Genomic DNA, 18218 nt, shown 5'->3' with positions numbered 1-18218 from the left:
GGCTGTGCCCCCTTTTTCGCGCTATTCCGACTGTTCCTTGGGAGGGGTTGAGGATGGTGCAGCAGTCCACAATGTCAGCGAGCAACAGCTACCGCTATTATATCCTGTTCGTGATGATGCTGACCTACATGTTCAACATCACCGATCGCATGGTGATGTCGATCCTGATCGAGGACATCAAGGCGGATTTTGTGCTGACCGACACCCAAATCGGTCTGCTTGCCGGCACGGCGTTCACGGTTTTTTACGTGTTGCTGGGCATTCCGGCGGGCCGCCTGGCGGACCGCACCAATCGCAAGACAATGGTTTCAATCGCGGTCAGCCTGTGGAGCCTGATGACCGCCCTGTGCGGATTGGCAGCCGGTTTCTGGACCCTGTTTCTGGCCCGGCTCGGCGTCGGTGTCGGGGAAGCCGGCGGCAATCCACCCGCGATTTCCATTCTCACTAATTATTTTCAACCGCACGAACTGTCGCGGGCGATGGGGATATTCTCCATTGGCGCGGTGCTCGGGCCGGTTGTCGGCTTTGTCGCTGGCGGCTTGCTGGCCGAGGCTTACGGCTGGCGCTGGACATTTATCATATTGGGCCTGCCCGGCGTCCTGCTCGGCCTGCTCATCTATCTGACCGTGCGGGAACCGGATCGTGGTCAGTTTTCCAAAACCAGCGCCGCCCGGGCGGAAGCAAACCAGCAAGAGCCATTCGCAACCACCATGGCCTCGCTGTGGCAGAACAGCATATTCGTGCGGGTTGTTCTGGCAAACGCGCTGGCAGTGACCGCGTCTTATGCCTTTGCTATCTGGCTGGCCCCGATCCTGATCCGCAATTTTGAAATTCCCGTGTCGCAGGTCGGTATCTATCTGGGGATTGTCTGGATTGCAGGCGGTGTACCGGGCATGATTTTCGGAGGCTATGTTACGGACCGTCTGGCGCTGCGAAACCCGAAATGGCGAGCTTGGTATTGCGCGATCGCGGTATTGGTGGCCTTGCCGCTATTGTGTCTGTGCCTGTTGACCGACAATCTGGTCTGGGCGCTCGCTCTCTATGCGATCGGCTATGGCATTCATTCGTCAACCCAGGGTCCGGCCATCGCGATGATGCAATCATCGGTCTCGCCAACCGAGCGCGGCACCGCTTCGTCCATTGCGAGCCTGTCCGCCACGTTTCTCGGCTATTTCATCGGGCCGGCTGTGGCGGGAGCGATCAGCGACCGGCTGGCACCGGACTATGGGACCTTGTCGCTCAACTATGCGGTCATCGGGATCACGATATTGAGCCTGGTTTTGGCGGTACTTGCTTATTTCTACGCCGCCAAAGCGGTCCAGGCCGCGCCGCTGCAACCAGCCTGATCACTGCTCAACCAATATCCACCACCCGGCAAACGGGCGCGGTTTGTCCCCATGTTCGGGATAGCTGAGATGACCTTCAATCCGGTAGCCGCCATAGTCATAGCGCAGCTCGGGAATAGGACTACCCGGTTCAAACAGGATGCGGTAAGCGCGATCCGGATGCTCGCCATCGTCAGAATTATCGCGATATTCCAGCAAGCCACGATATTCCTTGCCATCGGACATTTGCAAGATGACCGAGCTCGCGCACCGTTCCGGCGGGAAATCCATCGCTTTGCTCAGCGGCGTATCATCAACCGCCAGCACCATCCAATGGGCGGTCTCGTTCTTTTCCGCTTGGGTACCGGTCAGGGTTAGAATGCGGAATATATCACCCGATCGGGACAAACCCATTTGCTCTTTTTCGGTAAGTGGCTTGCGGTCACCACAATCGGTCGATGGGTTATATTCGTTGTAGCGATAGCCATCATGGGCAGGTTCTGCCGCGGCCGGGGTCATAGCACTGAAAATCAGGCCGATTGCGAGGAGCGGCCGCAGGCTCAGATGCTTCACAGCAACAAGCCGCCATCAGCGATAATTGTCTGACCGGTGATATAGCCTGCCAGTGGCGAAGCGAGAAACAGCGACAGTCCGGCCATGTCTTCGGGGTCCCCGATGCGTCCGAGCGGAATGCTGGCGGTGGTCGCGGCGCGGCGCTTGGGATTTTCGGTGGTGACCGCCGTCATCTTGGTCGCGACCAGCCCGGGGGCAATGCCATTCACGCGGATGCCATCCGGTGCCCAGGCTTTGCCCAGGGTGCGGGTCAAGCCCATCGCCCCGGTCTTGGAGGCGTTATAGGCGGGATTGCCCACCGTTGCGTGAAAGGCGGCTGTCGAGCTGATGATAATCACCGACCCCTTGCTGGCTTTGAGCAGGTCAAAAAATTGACCGGCACAGGTCATCAGGCTGTTGAGATTGACCTGGATGACCTTGGCAAAATTTTCCGGTTCAAATTCTGCCCGCTTATAGAGCACCATGCCCTGCGAACAGATCAGCACATCGAGCCTGTCGAATTTTTGTCGCAAGCCTTCGATGGCCGCGTCATCGGCCGCATCCAGACTGTGATAGTGCAAGCCGTCAAAATTGGAATCATCGGCTGAATAGGCGTCCGGGCTGTCCCGCGTGCCGGTGACATGCACTTCGGCGCCGCGGGCGCGAAAGGCCTGGGCGGTGGCGTTGCCGATGCCGCTGGATCCGCCGATGATACAGACGGTCTTGCCTTCATAATTTAACGATGCGTCGATCATATCAATCCTGTCCTTAGCTATCCGACTCCTATGCAAAGCGATATTGGCGCAGCAGAAGCGCTTGGTCTACAACCGAATTTTCAAGAGCAATATGCAAAGGACGTCGCGCATGGATATCCCCTTTTCTTTGGCTGGCCGCACCGCATTGATCGCCGGTGCCTCCTCCGGACTGGGTGCCCGGTTCGGTGAACTCTTTGCTGCCGCCGGTGCCCAGGTGGTGCTGGGCGCGCGGCGAACCGATCGCACAGCAGATCTCGCCAGCAAAATTGCCGACGCGGGCGGCGCGGCGCTGGCGGTGCCGCTCGACGTGACCGACGAAGCCTCGGTGATCGCCGCCTATGATGCGGCCGAAGCGCAATTTGGCACGGTTGATACCATCGTTGCCAATGCAGGTGTAAGCGCAGCCGCGCGCTCCACCGATGTGCCGGCCGATCGGCTGCAGACTTTGCTTGATACCAATTTCAAAGGGGTTTTTCTCGTTGCGCGCGAAGGCGCGAAGCGGTTGATCGCCAGCGGGAGTCGCGAAAGCGAGAAGGGACGGATCACGATCATCGGATCGATCACCTCGCGCCTGACCGGCGAGGGTGATAGCGCCTATGCTGCGAGCAAGGCCGGGGTGACGCATCTTGGCCGCAATCTGGCGCGCGAATGGGTGCGTCAGGGGGTGAACGTCAACACGATCCACCCCGGTTATATCGCGACCGAGATTCAGGGCGACTGGTATCAGACCGATGGCGGCAAGGCGCAGATTGCGAGCTTCCCTCGCCGCCGGTTGCAGGCCATGGCCTCGCTGGATGCGATGATGCTCTATTTTTCTTCTGATGCATCCCAGGCGGTGACCGGTTCGGACATGGTTGTCGATGACGGCCAGTGTCTCTGACCGCCTCTGCGCTTAGCGACCGCCGGTGACAAACAGGCATTGTCCGGTGACCCAGCTCGACGCCGGTGAGGCGAGATAGATCGCGGCGGCAGCAATATCTTCTTCCGTGCCATAGCGGCCGAGCGGTACCTGAATCTGCTTGAGCAAAGCCTCCCGCTTTTCGTCGGAGTCGATGCCCATGGAAAGATCGAAATTTTCGGTCGGAATGGGACCGGGCGCGACCGCATTGACGCGGATCTTCGGTGCCAGTTCGAGCGACAAGGTGCTGGTCAGGCTGTTGACGGCGGCTTTGGACGCGCCATAAGGCCCGTTTTTCACCTGACCGCCAAAAGAGGCGCGCGAGGAGGTGTTGATGATAACGCCGCCATCGGCCGGCATGTGCTTGGCCGCAACCACCGCGCCCATCCACACGCTTTTCAGATTGAGGTCGATCTGGGCATCCCAGTTTTCTTCCGGCGTCCGCGTAAGATAGCGCGGCGTGCCATCGGGCAGACCGCCGGCATTGCTGATCCAGATCGATAATTTGCCCAATTCAGAGACGGTCCGTGCGGCGAGATTTTCGAGCGCATCCATGCTGGTGACATCGGTGGGCACGGATATGGTTTTCCGGCCCAGAGCACGGATTTCGTCAGCGATCGCGTCCAGATCGGTCGCCGTCCTTGCCGCCAGCGCAACATCGGCGCCCGCTTCGGCAAGGCCCAGGGCGATAGCCCGACCAATCCCCTTGCCCGCACCTGTCACTACGGCGACTTCGCCGTCCAGTCTGAATTTATCCAAGATACTCATAGCGATCCGATCTCCCTTGGCTGCCACGATGATCGGCAGCCAGAGGGAAGTCCACTAACAGTTCAGCGCAGACTCAGGCGGCGGCATGACCCGGCTGAACCGGGGCGGGTAGCCCGGTTTCTTCCAAGCAATTGGCCCGTAAGGTTTCGATATCGGGACCGAAATTGAACGGACTGTCGCTCGGCGCGATCGCCGCCGCCATGTCCGCGCGGAGGCGGTCGGTGGCGGGGCTGTCGACCGACCCGTCCGCCGCGATCACAACACCATATTCGCGGGCACCATCGACCGAGACAAGGCCCTGCTGGATTTCGAGAAGCACCAACGCGGGATCGCGCTCGAGCGGGTTGCCCCAGCCGCCACCGCCCCAGGTGACGAAGTGCAGCTGATCACCTTCCGCGACCGTCACATCTTCAACCTTGTTGCCGATGATCGTGCTGGATCCGTCCGCTTTTTCAAGAATCTTGCGCGCGCGCTTGCCCGGCTCGCCGCCATTCACGCCCCAGGGCGGAACGAACCAGCGGTCATCATGGATCGAAATCGTCCCTTTCGCGAGAAAGCGATAGGTCAGGTGAATGCCATTGCCGCCCCGATGCAAGCCGGCGCCGCCGCTGTCCGGTTCGGTTTCATACCGCTCGATCCGCAGCGGGAAATAGCGTTCGAGAAATTCGTTCGGGACATTGGTGAAGCCCGGCCAGAGCGAATGGCCATCCGGACCATCACCCATTGGTCGTCCGGGGATGCCGCCAAAGCCGATCTGGAACAGCTGGAACCAGTCGCCTTTGTCATCATTGCCGGAATAGAACAGATGCGGCGAGGACGAGAAGCCGGCCGCGTTGAGAAATTCCGGCGTCTTCTGACCGAGCAAGCCGCCAAGAATATCGAATATTCGTCCCAGCGCATGGGTTCGGCCTGACAAAGCCGCCGGGAATTTGGGCTTGAGCAGCGATCCTTCTGGAATGCGCACTTCGATCAGGTCATAAAAGCCATCATTGAACAGGATCTGGGGATCGAAGACCATGATCATGTAAATGCCGAAGAACATCTTGAACATGTTTTCATTGAGGAAGAAGTTGATGGATGCACCACTTTGCGGATCGGTGCCTTCGAAATCGAGGATCACCTTGTCGCCGTCCCGCCGCATCGTGCACTTGATCTTATAGGGTCCGGCGCCGATGCCGTCGTCGCAAATATAGTCTTCGAAACTCACTGGCTCTTCGCCGATCGCCTGACCGATCAGGGTCTTCATCGCGCGATGGTTGCGGGCGAGCAATTCCTGGGTCGCTGACACATAGACATCGTCGCCGAACCGGTCGGCCATCTCGATCACCCGGCGCGCGGCGACGCGGCACGAGGCGATAATCGCATTGAGATCGGCCTGGCACCAGTCCGGCTTGCGGGTCTGGTGCATCACGAGCTTCATCAGATCCTCGTTATATTCGCCCTTTTTCCAGATTTTCACCGGTGGAATACGGACGCCTTCTTCAAAGATCGACTTGGCATCGATCGGCATCGAGCCGACGACCTTTCCGCCAATATCGGACTGGTGGCCAAACATCGCGGTATAGGCGATCAGGCGACCGTCCTTGAAGATCGGCAACAGGATCAGCCAGTCATTATTGTGGCTGACCGCGCCTTCGCAGCTATAGGGGTCTGACAGGAAAATCATGTCGCCATCTTCCAGTGTTCCGTCATATTGCCGCAGGAAACCATCGATGAAGCTACCAAACTGACCGACGATCATCTTGCCGCTATGGTCGGCGATCAACGGAAAGGCATCGCCCTGTTCGCGGATGCCCGGGGACATCGCGGTGCGGACCAGGGTTGCGTCCATCTCGATCCGCGCATTGCGCAGCGCGTTTTCGATAATGTCGAGTGTCACCGGATCAATGTCGATTTTTTTGAACGGCGTGTCGTTTGTTTCAATGATTTGCGCGACCATTTTATTGTCCCTCCGCCAGATTGATGAGGATATTGCCCACCGCATCCACTTCGCCTATGCAGCCGGTTTCGATAAGCGTGGTGGAATCCATCTCGACCACGATCGCGGGGCCGGCAATCCGGTCGCCTTGCCGGAGTTTGACCCGATCATAAATGGCGCCATCCTGTTCTGCGCCGTCCATCCACAATTTGTGATCGCGGATTTTTGCGTCCGCGGGATCGCTATTGCCTTTGGGCAATTCCGCCGCGGGCAGGTCCAGTGACTGGCCCAGCGCAACCGCGCGCAGGTTCACGATCTCGTGCGGCGTATCCATGTTGAAGGTGAACAGGCGGTTATGTTCTTCATCGAAGCGCGCCAATATGCCGTCAATGCCATCGCGTTCGAGCACTTCCGGCGTGATGGTTAGCGGCACTTCAAAGGCCTGCCCGGCATAGCGCACGTCAATCTCAAACTCACTGGTCAGATCCGCTTCCGCAACGCCGTCGGAAAGCAATTCCGTCCGGGTTTGGTCGGCCATTTCCCTGAGGATAGCGATCAGCTCGGCGGCATCGGTGGTCGAAGCCAGCTTTGAAAAGGACCGCGCGGTTTCCGTTCGCATTCGGGTGGTGGCATCGCCCAATGCGCACAATACGCCGGGAGAAACCGGCGATACCGCCGGCCAGCTGCCCATCAGTCTTGCCACGGCATTGACGTGCAGGGGACCCGCTCCGCCAAAACCCATCAACGCGAAATGGCGGGGGTCATAGCCCTGCTGGACCGAGATCATGCGCAAGGCTCCGAACATATTCTCGTTTACGATATCAATAATGCCGCGCGCGGCTGCCATCAGATCAATGCCCAGCGCATCAGCAATCTTTTGCACCGATTTCTTCGCGCCTTCGCGGTCGAGCTGGAACGAGCCGCCCAGCAGGTTCTCGGGCAAATAGCCGAGCACGACATTGGCATCGGTGACTGTGGGCTCTTCGCCCCCTTGCCATAGGCGACCGGCCCCGGAACGGCGCCAGCGGATTGCGGGCCAACCCGCAGCGCCCCGGTCAGTTCGGGCACATAGGCAATTGAACCACCACCGGCTCCAACCGTTTTCACGTCCAGCGATGAGGCACGCACCGACAGATGCCCCACTTCCGTGGTCCGCACCCGGCGGGGTTCGAGATTTTCAATCAGTGCGACATCGGTAGAGGTCCCGCCGACGTCCAGTGTGAGGATATTTTTCAATCCGGCATTTTTCGCGACCCAGACCGCTCCGGTCACCCCGCCGGCCGGGCCGGACATCAGGATGTTGACCGGATGCTCCTCCGCTTTTTGCGAGGACATCAGGCCGCCGTCGGAACGGAGCAGGGAAAAGCGACCGGCCATTCCGGCATCGGCCAGCTTGGAGCGCAGGCTGGACACGTAATTGCTCACCACCGGGCGCACGGCGGCGTTGGCAACCGTCGTCAAGGTGCGCTCATATTCCTGCATTTCAGGCAGCACTTCATGGCTCAGGCTGAAGGGAATGTCCGGCATTTCAACCGCCAGCATCTCGCCAATGCGGCTTTCATGCGCGCCGTTGGTATAGGCGTTCATCAGCGACACTGTGACCGCTTCCACGCCTTGCCCTTTGAGATGCGCAATCGCTTCGGTGACGCTGGCTTCATCCAGCGGCCGGACCTCGTCGCCATTGGCATCCATACGTTCCTTGACGGTAACCGTATTTTCCAGCGCCGCCAGGGGTTGCGGCTTGGGCCAGATAATCCACGCAGCCAGCCCGCCGGGCACAAAGCTCCGCGCGATTTGCATGATGTCGCGATAGCCTTCGGTGGTGATCAGTCCGACCTTCGCGCCCTTGCCTTCGAGCACAGCATTGGTAGCAACCGTTGTGCCGTGCAGGAAATAGTCAATGTCGCTGGCTTTGACATCGGCATCCGCGCAAATCGCATTGACGCCGTTCAATATCCCTTCCGAGCTGTCATGGGGTGTGGAGGGAGTCTTGGTCCGCCAGAATTGTCCGGTTGCCTGGTTGAACAGCAACAGGTCGGTAAATGTGCCCCCGACATCAACGCCCAGTCGATACCCCATATTATTCTCTCTCTTTACTGATTATCCATTCAGGCTTCGGCCCGTGCTACCAGAGATGGCAACGGACGGTCCAATATTGTTTCGAACCATTGATTGGTGGCAATGGCTTTGGCCAGATCAACGCCATGTTTGATCGCGGACCGGTCAAGCAGGTTGATCAGATCTTCTGTCGCTATGTTGCCGGTCGCCTTGGGGGCGAACGGGCAACCGCCTAGGCCGCCAAGGCTCGCGTCCAATGTGCCAACCCCCGCCTGGATCGCGGCCCAGGCATTGGCGATGCCGGTATTGCGGGTGTCATGAAAATGCGCGCGCATGCCGATATGGTCAGGCAAAAGGTCTTTTAATCGACGGAACAGCTCCTCGACCTGGCCCGGGACGCCAATGCCAATCGTGTCCGCCAACGCAATCTCGAGCGGTTCTTCCTCCGCCATCTCCTCGGCGATATGCAGCACGGTTTCGGGCGGTACATGGCCTTCGAAAGGACAGCCAAATGCCGCCGAAATCGTCACCTGAGCCTGCAGGCCCTCGGCTTTGGCAAAGCGGATCATGTCGCGGTTCTCGGCAATGCCCTGGGCAATGGTCTGACCTTGATTTTTTTCGCCAAATGTATCGCTGGCAACGATCACGCAGCCCGCTTCGTCAATTCCGCGGCGGCCGTTTTCCTTTGTGGCCAGCGCCCGCAACACACCGCGCTTGTTGAGGCACAGGCCGATATAGGAGATGTCATCGCGGTCAGGCAGGCCGGCGATCACCGCTTCGGCATCGGCCATTTGCGGTACCCGCCCGGGATGCACAAAGCTGGCAACCTCGAAGCGCCGGACACCGGCAGCGATCATCCGATCGATCATTTCGAGCTTGTGTGCTGTCGCAATAATATCCGGCTCATTCTGCAAACCGTCGCGCGGGCTGACTTCCACGATGGTGACCGAATGTGGCTTGTGTTGATTCATGGAAATTGTATACAATCCAGAATCTGCTTTGTATAGCAAAAGGATGATGCGGGAGATTTTTTAATGGCGCAAGGGGCACTGACCGGGTTGCGGTTGATCGAAATGGGCCAGCTGATCGCGGGGCCGTTTTGTGGGCAGCTGATGGGCGATCATGGCGCTGAAGTGATCAAGATCGAGCCCCCAAAAGTGGGCGATGCGATGCGCAGTTGGGGTCAGGGTATTCCGCTGTGGTTTTCGGTTGTCGGTCGCAACAAGAAATCAATCACGCTCAATCTGCGCGAAAAGGAGGGGCAGGATATTGTCCGCAAACTCGTAGCCAAGAGCGACTTCCTGCTGGAGAATTTCCGCCCCGGCACCATGGAAAAATGGGGCCTGGGCTATGATGCGCTTAGTGCGATCAACGAGGCGCTGATCATGATCCGTGTGTCGGGCTATGGCCAGACCGGGCCCTATGCATCGCGGGCCGGCTATGGTTCGATCGGCGAGGCGATGGGCGGTATGCGCTATATTGCCGGAGAGCCGGATCGGCCACCGAGCCGCGCGGGCTTGTCGATCGGAGATTCCCTGGCGGCCACTTATGCCTGTCTCGGCGCGATGATGGCGCTCCATCACCGCCATGTCACCGGCAAGGGGCAGGTGGTTGATTCCGCAATTTACGAGGCAGTGCTGGCGAATATGGAATCGACGGTGGCCGAATATACCGTTGCGGGTCACATTCGTGAACGTACCGGCTCCATCCTCCCGAAAATCGCCCCTTCCAATGTCTATGAAACCAAGGATGGTAGCGTGTTGATCGGGGGCAATCAGGACAGTGTCTGGAAGCGCATGGCGACAATGATGGGGCAGCCCGAGCTGGGCGATGATCCGCGCTATGCGACCCATGTTGCGCGCGGCGAAAATCAGGCCGAGCTGGATGATCTGATCAATCTCTGGACGCGCACGCTGAACAGCCAGGCTGTTCTCGATCTGTGTGAAGAGCATGGCGTCCCGGCGGGGAATATCTACCGCGCCCCGGAAATGATTGCGGATCCGCATTTTGCCGCGCGCGATGCGCTGGTGGCGATGGATCACCCGCAGCACGACAATTTCATGATGCAGAATGTTGCGCCGAAGCTGTCCGCCACCCCTGGCAAGGTCGACACGATCGGGCCGGATCTTGGCGCCCATAACGAAGCCGTTTATGGCGAACTGCTCGGTATGGACAGCGCGACCAGAGCGGATCTGGCAGAGCGCGGCATCATCTAGCGACGCCGGTTACTTCCCGCCACTGGCGGTCATGTCAAATGTGTGGAAGGCCCGGCGGATATGGCTGGTCATGACGGATCGCGCCCAATCGATGTCCTTTGTCGCGAACGCTGCGATCAATTCGTCATGATCGACCGCAGACTGGTTCAGCTGGGTCTTGGAATATTGCAAGGCGGTGCGGCGCACGACCGGCTGCTCGACCAGCGCGGGCATGATTTTGGTGAGTCGCGGCGACCGGGCATATTCCAGAATCAGGTCATGAAATTGCCGGTTCGCGTTGAGAAAGCTGGAAACATCGGGCTTGTCCTGATGGACGGCCTGCTTGAGCGTTTCGTTGATTTCTCGCAATGCAGCCAGGCCCTGATCATCCATATGTTTTGCCGCCCGCGCTGCTGCATGGGCTTCAAGCATGGCCCGCAAGGTGAACATTTCATCGACCTCACCATCGTTCCAGTCGGCCACCGAAAGGCGTTTGGACGGGCTGCGCACCACGAGCATTTCATTTTCCAACCGCCGCACTGCATCGCGCACTGGTGTCCGGGATACACCGGATATCTCGGTCAGCTTTTCCTCGGTCAACTGCATGCCTGGTTCGGCTTCGCCTTGCAAAATGAAGGCGCGGATCTTCTCATAGGCGATTTCGGAAGCGGGCATCACGGGATCGGTCATGGCTGGTGCTCGATAGGGCTACTGCTATTCATAGGGCGATCAGTTTCTACTTGACGGAGTGATTTTGTATACAATAGATGTGCAATAGGGAGTTTTGTCAATTATGACGACGGAAACGAAGCGCATCAAGGTCATTGTCCCCATTCCGATGGATGAAGCAGGAGTCGCCGCGCGCGCCTCGCAACTGCCGGCAGATTTCGTCCGGCCTGGATTTTCGCCGGAATTTGTCGCGGTGCCATGGGGCGCTGCGCTCGGCGACAGCTACCACGATACAATGTTGATGGACTGGACCGTGTTCCAGGCGGGCATCCAGGCAGAAGAAGAAGGCTATGCCGGCGTGTTGATCGACACGGTGAGCGACAGCGGCATGCGCGCCCTGCGATCGCGGCTGAATATTCCGGTGGTCGGGCCAGGCGAAGCGGCGTTTGCCGCAGCGATGATGCTGGGCAAGAAATTCACAGTTCTGACGATGTGGCCGGAATGGTTCCCGCTTTATGAAAAGACGCTGACAGAATATGGCTGGTGGGAGCGCGTCGCGTCGCTGCGGTCGATTGACACACGTCCGGATGTGACCGAATTGCTGGCAGGCAAGGAAGAGGTGATCTTCGACAAGCTGAAAGCCGAAGCCACGGCGGCGATCGAAGAAGATGGTGCGGATGTCATCGTCCTCGGATCGACCACCATGCATCAATCTGCCAAATATCTGGATGATAACTTGCCAATACCGGTGCTTAACCCCGGTCAGGTGGCTTATAAATTTCTCGAGACGCTGCTGGAACTGGGGCTGACCCACAGCAAGGCTGCGTTCCCGGCACCCGAAGTGCCAAAGGACGATGATATAAGAAAAGGATGGTATTAATGGCCGATTGGACCCCAGGAATGGCGGGGCAGGAGCCGCTGCCTTATCCCTTTTATGTGGACATTGTCACCAAGCGCTATTTTGATGGTGTGGATAACAAGAACCTCACCCAGGTACTGAATTGCTTTGCACCGGATGCGATTCTCTATGAGGCGACATCGGATACAACGCACAATGGACGGGACGCGATCCGCGCAATGTTTGAAAAGCTGTTCGCCGATTTTGAGCAGATCTGGCACGGCAATTTCGTGCACACCGCGGATCCCGAAACCAATGCGATCTGTTCGCAATTTACCGTGCTGATCACACCCAATGGCGGCGAGCAATTGCGTTATGAGAATTGTAATCGCTTTTACTGCAAGGATCAGCTGTTCCAGCATGTGACAGTTTATATGAGCGGCGACAACCTGCTCAAAGAAGGAGACGCCTGATGCAATATGAGCCCGGCCTTTCCCGCGACGAACTGATCGAATTTGCCACCAAAACCTATTTCGGCAATGTCGACGCCAAGAATATGGATGCGGCTTTGGACTGCTTTCATGATGAAGCGCTGTTCTGTGTCCAGACTGATTTTACGCGGCATAGCGGCAAGGCAGAAATCCGGCGGATGTTCGAGGATTTTTTTGGGGCCTATGAAACGATTGTCCATCGCGATTTCGTTTGCACTGTCGACGAGGCCAATGGCCGGATCGCGGCGAATTTTATCGCGGAGCTGATCGACGCAGAGGGCAATGTGACCTTGCTCAACAACACCAATTTCTGGCGCCTGCGTGATGGCAAGTTCCAGGAAGTCTATGTTTACATGAGCGGGGCCAATGTCCTCGTTTGAAGCCAGTTTGACGGGTCTAAAGGCCTGCAATCATTCCATCCAGGGAAGGAAATATTTATGAGTCGCTTCAAGACAAATTTATCGCTTTCAGTCGGCTTTGCCGCGCTGATGACCGCCGCGCCGGCCGCCGCACAATCGGGCGGAGAACAGGCCGCCAGCGAGGGTGAAGACAGCAATGTCATCATCGTCACCGCTCGGCGCCAGGACGAATTGCTCACCGAAGTACCGGCATCGATTACCGTGTTCGGTGCGGACGCGATCGACAAAACCGGCATCGAACGCGCTGACGAATTCGTCCAGCTCACCGCCGGTGTGACGATTATTACCGGGACCGCCGAAGCGGGCGACACACAGATCAACATTCGCGGCATCAATGGTACGCGTGACGCCGAAAGCTCGGTGGCCTTGGTGGTCGATGGCATCTTGAAAACCAACACTGCACAGCTCAATCAACAACAGGGAACGCTGCGCCAGATTGAGGTACTCAAGGGACCGCAGGGCGCGCTATACGGCCGCAACGCTGCAGCGGGTGCCATTGTCATCCAGACCCTCAAGCCCAGTGATATTCTTGAAGGCGGAATCGAAGCCAGCGCGGCAGAGGACAATACCTACAAGGCCAATGCCTATGTGTCGGTGCCGATCGGGGACAGCTCCGGACTGGTTCTGTCCGGCAGTTACACCACCAGCGACGGATTTTTCCGCAATTCCTTCCAGAATAACGCCGCAATTGTCGATGACCAGGAAACCTGGTCGGTCGATGGCCGCTTTGTCACCCAGTTGGGAGACAATACGGAGCTGGATGTGAAGGCCCGCTATGCCGATTTGTCCGGTGCATCGATCAACTTCAACGCCTCGTTCCATCTGCCTAATTTTGCTGGCGTGAACCCGGACTTTTTTGAAGATGTGAATGACCATCCCTTTGGTTTTTACGGCAATATCCGGCCAACCAACGACCAGCAGACTTTTGAGGCATCGGCCAAGGTTGAACATCAGTTTGATTCGACCGTGCTGACCGCCTGGGTGCTCTACAGCGATGTCGACCAGGCGCTGACCGCGGATGGCACGTCGGCTGATTTTGCCCGGTTCACCTTCCCCGGCGCGACACCAGCATCGGTGGCGGCCTCCAATAGCTGTTTTGCAACCACCGCCGCCTTGACTGGCTTCCCGGTCAATTCGCCGGGTTTCATCGGCAACAATCCGGTGCCCTTCATTTTTGATCCGGCCAATGGCTCAACCTTTGGCCCTTACAGCCCGACCACCTGCGACGGCACCCAATATCAAATTCGCAACCAGACCGATATCAGCGCCGAAGTGCGACTCGCCTCGGAAAATGACGGGCCGCTGAACTGGCAGGTCGGGGCCTATTTCCTCAACATCGATCGTGATGTCGGGGTCAGTCTGGGCGCGGATCTGGGTCAGGGCGTGACTCGCCAGCTGTTCAACGATGCGAATAGCAGCAATCCGACGACCCAGCTCTATTTCGATAATTTCAACACCAATGTCTACGCAGCCTTTGGTTCGGTTGACTGGGAGCCGACGGACCGGTTCAATGTCGGCCTGGCGCTGCGCTATGATATCGAAGACCGGAGCGTGAGCAATCTGGTGCCCAATGCGACTGATCCGTTTTCCGGCGGTCCGATCAATCCGGGGCAGGCTTTCGGCCCGATTACCGACCAATCGCGGACCTTTAAACAGCTGCAACCGAAAGTCTCGCTGCGCTATGGATTGACCGACGACGTCAATCTCTATGCCAACTGGGGCATCGGTTTTAAATCCGGCGGCTTCAACAACCAGGGTTCTGCTGCGGTCATCGATCAGAATTTCAATCAGTTCCTCGGCACCAATATTCTGATTGAAGACGTGTTCGACAAGGAAACGTCCAGCGCGTTTGAAGCGGGCATCAAGGGCAGCCTGTGGAATGGCCGCATGACCTTTGATCTGGCCGGCTATTACACGCAGGCTGATGATGTTCAGTTTTTCGAGTTTTTCGTCGGCGCTTTTGGGCTCCTCCGGATTGTTTCGAATATTGACGAAGTCGAAATCTACGGCGCGGAATTCAACGCCAATGTAGAGATTGTTGACGGCTGGGATATTTTCGGTTCATTCAACGTGACCGAAAGCGAGATCAAGGCAAACAGTTCGCGTCCCAACACGGTTGGCAATAAATCACCGTCGACTTCTGATTATACGATCAATCTGGGGACCCAGATCGTCGCGCCGATTGCGGATAGTTTCGACATGGTGCTCCGCGCGGATTACCGGATTACCGGCCCGACCTTTTTCCATACCGTCCAGGATGATATCGGACCGACATTGTTCAGCGGTCTGTTACCAGGATCGGCATTGGCCTTGCCCGCTTTCGTCGGTGACGCCGATCTGACGCCGACCGAGCGGGAAGCCTTTGGTGTGCTTGATCTGCGGTTTGGTTTTGAAGGTGAAAGCTGGAAGATCACGGCCTTTGCCGACAATCTGCTCAACCGCAAATATCTCAACGAGGTGATCCCGGCGGTCGAGTTTGGCGGATCGTTCATTTCGCCCGGCGGCCGCCGCCGGCTTGGTGTGGAAGTCGGTTACAAATTCTAGAAACACGCCGCGGTCTGGATGGGCCGCGGCGCGCTTCTGGCGGTAATCAACCGGCTATGGCGTTCTCGACCACGACCCGGCAAAGGCCAGGGTATTGGTGGGACCATGCGATAATGGCGAACCGCGCTCAATAGCGGGTAATCTACCTGCGTCCAGCCAACCAGGCCCGACGGTCAATCGGCGGCGCTTTGTTGCATGCCCGCCATGCGGATCGCCAATGCCGGATCGTTGGGATCGGACCAGTCCTGCCGTGCTGCCCAGTCTTCGAGCCTGGTGGGTTTGGTTCGGAACTGCTCTGCCATCGCATCCGTATCGGCAATGAGCGGTGATACCGGTTGCGTATTGTAGAACCGATAAAAGCTGGCCATCCCGTCATAGACGGAAAAGGGTTCGACGGTGGATGATCCGGTGACCAGCAGGCTCATCGCTGACGCAAAGTCATCAGGGGTCAGGCTTTTGAAGGTGATGGTTTTTCCGGCGGCTTTGCTCAAAATCGCGGCCACTTCATCGCCGACCAGCGCTTGCGGTCCACCCACTGCATATCGGCCGCTGGGCAGCTCTTTTCGTTGCAGCGCCTCCACCATGAAGGCGGCGACATCATCCAGACAAATCCAGGATATTTTCAGGGTCGGATCGGCCGGATAGGCGAAAATCCCGTTATTGACGATCGACGGTTTGCTCCAGGCGCGGATCATATTGTCCATGAACACTTTGGTTTCGAAAATCGCATAGTCGACGCCGCTGTCGATAATCGCCTGCTCGATGGCGCGGCGTCCGTCATGGGCGGGATTGCCGATATCCTGATCGGCCACGTAGCAACTGGTGTTGAAGACGATTTTCTGGACGCTGCTCGCTTTGGCGGCGGCAGCGACATTGTTTCCCAGCTGAGTGGCTTTCTCCAGATCAAACACGAATGGCAAATGCATGGCGATCGCATCCATGCCCTGTGCGGCCGCAATCATCGATTGTTCATCATAGAGATCGGCTTGCACGGTTTCGACTTGCGCGAACGGCGTGTTGCTCAGCGCATCAGGATTGCGCAGCGCGGCAACGGGGTGCAGCTTTGCGTCAAGCAGTCTGCGAAGCAATGGATGGCCCTGATCGCCAGTGGCGCCGATGGTCAGTATCTTGATGATCTTCTCCTGTGGTTCAAAGCGGTTGGATGTCAGTCGTTGACCCGCCGGGTGGCGGCGCGACCGGCAATATAGCCGAATGTCAGAGCCGGGCCGAGCGTGCCGCCCGCTCCGGCATAGACGCCGCCGGTTGGGCCGCTGATCACGTTGCCAGCGGCAAACAGGCCGGGAATGGGGCTGCCTTCGAGATCAAGGACCTGGGCATTGTGGTTGGTTTTGGCGCCGCCATTGGTGCCCAGCGCGCCCATCTTGATCTCGACGGCATAATAGGGTCCTGTTTCAATGGTCCCCAATGTGGCGCCGGCACCTTCGCGAGACCGGTCGCCATAAAAGCGGTCATAGGCATTTTTACCGCGCCCGAAATCCGGGTCGTGGCCATCGCTTGCGTGGTCGTTAAATCGCGCGACGGTTTTTTCCAGCGCCGCTGCATCAACGCTGATTTTCGTTCCCAGATCCCGCAAATTATCGGCTTGTTCAATCCACTCCGGAACCGGCATGCCCGGCATCACCGATGCCAGCGGATAGCGCGAGAGATATTGCTGATCAAAAATCAGGTAAGCGGGCAGGTTGACGTAACTGTAGCTGGCCGGATCAAATTGATGAAAGGCGCCGGCGAGCGCGGAATAGTTGTTGGCTTCGTTGCAGAAGCGCTCGCCCGCCCGATTGACCAGTAATGTATGAGGCAGGGTCCGCTCGATGAGTACCGGCATCGCCCGCTGTTCTCCGCCTTCCCATTCTGCTCCGGGGATCGAAAGCGTGGGCACCCACCAGGCGCTCGTCATATTGCCCAGCCCAGCGCCCGCAGCCATCGCCATTTTCAGGCCATCGCCCTGATTACCCGGTGGCGAAGCCGGGGCGGTGAGCGGACCGCGCAGAAAAGTCTGCTTGAATTCTTCGTTCCATTCAAAGCCACCGGTTGCGATGATCACACCCTGTCGCGCTTTGATTTCCACATCGCCGGTTTCGCCGTGCAATATGGCCCCGCTGACTTTGTCTTGGTCCTTGACGAGACGAAAGCCGCCGCTGTTCAGGACTGGTTCGATCCCGCGATCGAGACAGGCCTTCAGCATCCGGCCGATCAGCGCCTGGCCCCAACCGCGCAGATCCTGATCTTGGCGGTTCTGCATTTCCGCCGGGTCCACCATGCCGGTGCCACCGCCCAGAGGGGTTTCCCGCAACATCATGCGCGGCAGATCGCCATTTTTGAAAACCCGGTCTGCCCATTCGCCCAGCGTTCGAAAATCGAACAGATCATTGTCCAGCGCGCGGCCGCCTTCCGGTTTCGCGCCGGGCCGGTCGAGATAATAGTCGGGATAGCCTTCCAGCATGCTGAGCCGCGCCGCACCGATGGATTCGAGAAACCCAAGCGCTTGCGGGGCTTCGGACACAAAAGCGTTTAATGTATCTTCCTGTATATCGCCCTGGTCGAGCGAGCGAAAATAGGCGAGCGCGTCTTCCTTGCTGTCTTTCAGGCCGGCATCCTGCATTTGCTGGTTGCCGGGAATCCAGACGATGCCGCCCGAAATCGCAGCGGTGCCACCCAGTTGCGCCTGCTTTTCGACGATGGTTACCTGAGCGCCGGCATCATGGGCGGCCAGCGCCGCGCTGAGCCCGGCCGCACCCGCGCCAATGATGAGAATATCGGTTTCGGTAAC

At 58.2% G+C, this 18218-nt stretch carries 15 protein-coding genes and 1 pseudogene; 7 read left to right on the top strand and 9 right to left on the bottom strand.

All coding sequences use genetic code 11. The features are described 5' to 3' along the window. Positions 1-53 precede the first annotated feature (53 nt). The gene (locus ACZ1GS_RS15215; protein ID WP_472696015.1) at positions 54-1346 is read left to right on the top strand and encodes a spinster family MFS transporter; all 1293 of its coding nucleotides are present in this window, start codon (positions 54-56) and stop codon (positions 1344-1346) included. Here ACZ1GS_RS15215 and ACZ1GS_RS15210 read toward each other — a convergent pair whose 3' ends face one another. Both ACZ1GS_RS15210 and ACZ1GS_RS15205 read right to left on the bottom strand, forming a co-directional pair. Beyond that, the gene (locus ACZ1GS_RS15210; RefSeq protein WP_472696014.1) at positions 1347-1898 is read right to left on the bottom strand and encodes a hypothetical protein; all 552 of its coding nucleotides are present in this window, start codon (positions 1896-1898) and stop codon (positions 1347-1349) included. Beyond that, entirely contained in the window at positions 1895-2632 is a 738-nt protein-coding gene (locus ACZ1GS_RS15205) for an SDR family NAD(P)-dependent oxidoreductase (protein WP_472696013.1), read from the bottom strand. Before ACZ1GS_RS15205 ends, ACZ1GS_RS15210 begins: the two co-directional genes overlap by 4 nt. Before the next feature lie 109 nt (positions 2633-2741). Here ACZ1GS_RS15205 and ACZ1GS_RS15200 point away from each other — a divergent pair, with 109 nt between their 5' ends. Then, on the top strand, positions 2742-3512 hold the full coding sequence (locus ACZ1GS_RS15200) for an SDR family NAD(P)-dependent oxidoreductase (protein ID WP_472696012.1): 771 nt from the start codon (positions 2742-2744) through the stop codon (positions 3510-3512). A gap of 12 nt (positions 3513-3524) precedes the next feature. On the opposite strand, the gene ACZ1GS_RS15195 is transcribed toward ACZ1GS_RS15200, so the two are convergent. The 4 genes and pseudogenes from ACZ1GS_RS15195 to ACZ1GS_RS15180 all read right to left on the bottom strand — a co-directional run bounded on the left by ACZ1GS_RS15195 (position 3525) and on the right by ACZ1GS_RS15180 (position 9245). Next, positions 3525-4298 (bottom strand): SDR family NAD(P)-dependent oxidoreductase, encoded by a 774-nt coding sequence (locus ACZ1GS_RS15195; RefSeq protein WP_472696011.1) that lies wholly within the window; start codon positions 4296-4298, stop codon positions 3525-3527. A gap of 73 nt (positions 4299-4371) precedes the next feature. Beyond that, entirely contained in the window at positions 4372-6237 is a 1866-nt protein-coding gene (locus ACZ1GS_RS15190) for a hydantoinase B/oxoprolinase family protein (protein ID WP_472696010.1), read from the bottom strand. Position 6238: 1 nt separating this feature from the next. Then, positions 6239-8295 (bottom strand): annotated as a pseudogene (locus ACZ1GS_RS15185) (hydantoinase/oxoprolinase family protein). A 29-nt stretch (positions 8296-8324) separates the two neighbouring features. Then, a complete protein-coding gene (locus ACZ1GS_RS15180) occupies positions 8325-9245 on the bottom strand; it encodes a hydroxymethylglutaryl-CoA lyase (protein WP_472696009.1) in 921 nt (306 codons plus the stop codon). Between the two features lie 63 nt (positions 9246-9308). On the opposite strand from ACZ1GS_RS15180, the gene ACZ1GS_RS15175 reads away from it, so the two are divergent. Continuing rightward, a complete protein-coding gene (locus ACZ1GS_RS15175; RefSeq protein ID WP_472696008.1) occupies positions 9309-10490 on the top strand; it encodes a CaiB/BaiF CoA transferase family protein in 1182 nt (393 codons plus the stop codon). A 9-nt stretch (positions 10491-10499) separates the two neighbouring features. Here the strand turns inward: ACZ1GS_RS15175 and ACZ1GS_RS15170 are convergent, their stop codons facing one another. Then, positions 10500-11159 carry a GntR family transcriptional regulator gene (locus ACZ1GS_RS15170; protein WP_472696007.1) on the bottom strand — a complete coding sequence of 220 codons (660 nt, stop codon included), beginning with the start codon at positions 11157-11159 and terminating at the stop codon, positions 10500-10502. Between the two features lie 103 nt (positions 11160-11262). Here ACZ1GS_RS15170 and ACZ1GS_RS15165 point away from each other — a divergent pair, with 103 nt between their 5' ends. Genes ACZ1GS_RS15165 through ACZ1GS_RS15150 form a run of 4 tightly spaced genes read left to right on the top strand, consistent with a single transcriptional unit; the run spans position 11263 to position 15430 of the window. Continuing rightward, positions 11263-12018, top strand: a complete 756-nt coding sequence (locus ACZ1GS_RS15165) for an aspartate/glutamate racemase family protein (RefSeq protein WP_472696006.1) — start codon at positions 11263-11265, stop codon at positions 12016-12018. Then, positions 12018-12449: a nuclear transport factor 2 family protein gene (locus ACZ1GS_RS15160; RefSeq protein WP_472696005.1), complete on the top strand. Its 432-nt coding sequence runs from the start codon at positions 12018-12020 to the stop codon at positions 12447-12449. Before ACZ1GS_RS15165 ends, ACZ1GS_RS15160 begins: the two co-directional genes overlap by 1 nt. Next, positions 12449-12847, top strand: coding sequence for a nuclear transport factor 2 family protein (locus tag ACZ1GS_RS15155; protein ID WP_472696004.1), 399 nt, complete (start codon positions 12449-12451; stop codon positions 12845-12847). Before ACZ1GS_RS15160 ends, ACZ1GS_RS15155 begins: the two co-directional genes overlap by 1 nt. Before the next feature lie 57 nt (positions 12848-12904). Continuing rightward, positions 12905-15430: a TonB-dependent receptor gene (locus ACZ1GS_RS15150; RefSeq protein ID WP_472696003.1), complete on the top strand. Its 2526-nt coding sequence runs from the start codon at positions 12905-12907 to the stop codon at positions 15428-15430. 173 nt (positions 15431-15603) lie between these two features. On the opposite strand, the gene ACZ1GS_RS15145 is transcribed toward ACZ1GS_RS15150, so the two are convergent. Together ACZ1GS_RS15145 and ACZ1GS_RS15140 are read right to left on the bottom strand one after the other, a co-directional pair. Beyond that, complete coding sequence (locus tag ACZ1GS_RS15145; protein WP_472696002.1) at positions 15604-16518, bottom strand: SDR family oxidoreductase; 915 nt, start codon at positions 16516-16518, stop codon at positions 15604-15606. Between the two features lie 77 nt (positions 16519-16595). Further along, the gene (locus ACZ1GS_RS15140) at positions 16596-18203 is read right to left on the bottom strand and encodes an FAD-dependent oxidoreductase (protein ID WP_472698158.1); all 1608 of its coding nucleotides are present in this window, start codon (positions 18201-18203) and stop codon (positions 16596-16598) included. Positions 18204-18218 lie beyond the last annotated feature (15 nt).

The organism is Parasphingorhabdus sp. W113, from assembly GCF_055693205.1.
Note: the sequence above shows the minus strand (reverse complement) of the source record. Positions and strands in the feature narration are given on the sequence as shown.

Bases quoted from the DNA above. Each gene is read 5' to 3' on its own strand.
- ACZ1GS_RS15150 (WP_472696003.1), top strand. From the start codon at position 12,905: ATGAGTCGCTTCAAGACAAATTTATCGCTTTCAGTCGGCTTTGCCGCG.
- ACZ1GS_RS15165 (WP_472696006.1), top strand. From the start codon at position 11,263: ATGACGACGGAAACGAAGCGCATCAAGGTCATTGTCCCCATTCCGATG.
- ACZ1GS_RS15205 (WP_472696013.1), bottom strand. From the start codon at position 2,632: ATGATCGACGCATCGTTAAATTATGAAGGCAAGACCGTCTGTATCATC.
- ACZ1GS_RS15190 (WP_472696010.1), bottom strand. From the start codon at position 6,237: ATGGTCGCGCAAATCATTGAAACAAACGACACGCCGTTCAAAAAAATC.
- ACZ1GS_RS15160 (WP_472696005.1), top strand. From the start codon at position 12,018: ATGGCCGATTGGACCCCAGGAATGGCGGGGCAGGAGCCGCTGCCTTAT.
- ACZ1GS_RS15180 (WP_472696009.1), bottom strand. From the start codon at position 9,245: ATGAATCAACACAAGCCACATTCGGTCACCATCGTGGAAGTCAGCCCG.
- ACZ1GS_RS15175 (WP_472696008.1), top strand. From the start codon at position 9,309: ATGGCGCAAGGGGCACTGACCGGGTTGCGGTTGATCGAAATGGGCCAG.
- ACZ1GS_RS15170 (WP_472696007.1), bottom strand. From the start codon at position 11,159: ATGACCGATCCCGTGATGCCCGCTTCCGAAATCGCCTATGAGAAGATC.
- ACZ1GS_RS15200 (WP_472696012.1), top strand. From the start codon at position 2,742: ATGGATATCCCCTTTTCTTTGGCTGGCCGCACCGCATTGATCGCCGGT.
- ACZ1GS_RS15155 (WP_472696004.1), top strand. From the start codon at position 12,449: ATGCAATATGAGCCCGGCCTTTCCCGCGACGAACTGATCGAATTTGCC.
- ACZ1GS_RS15195 (WP_472696011.1), bottom strand. From the start codon at position 4,298: ATGAGTATCTTGGATAAATTCAGACTGGACGGCGAAGTCGCCGTAGTG.
- ACZ1GS_RS15215 (WP_472696015.1), top strand. From the start codon at position 54: ATGGTGCAGCAGTCCACAATGTCAGCGAGCAACAGCTACCGCTATTAT.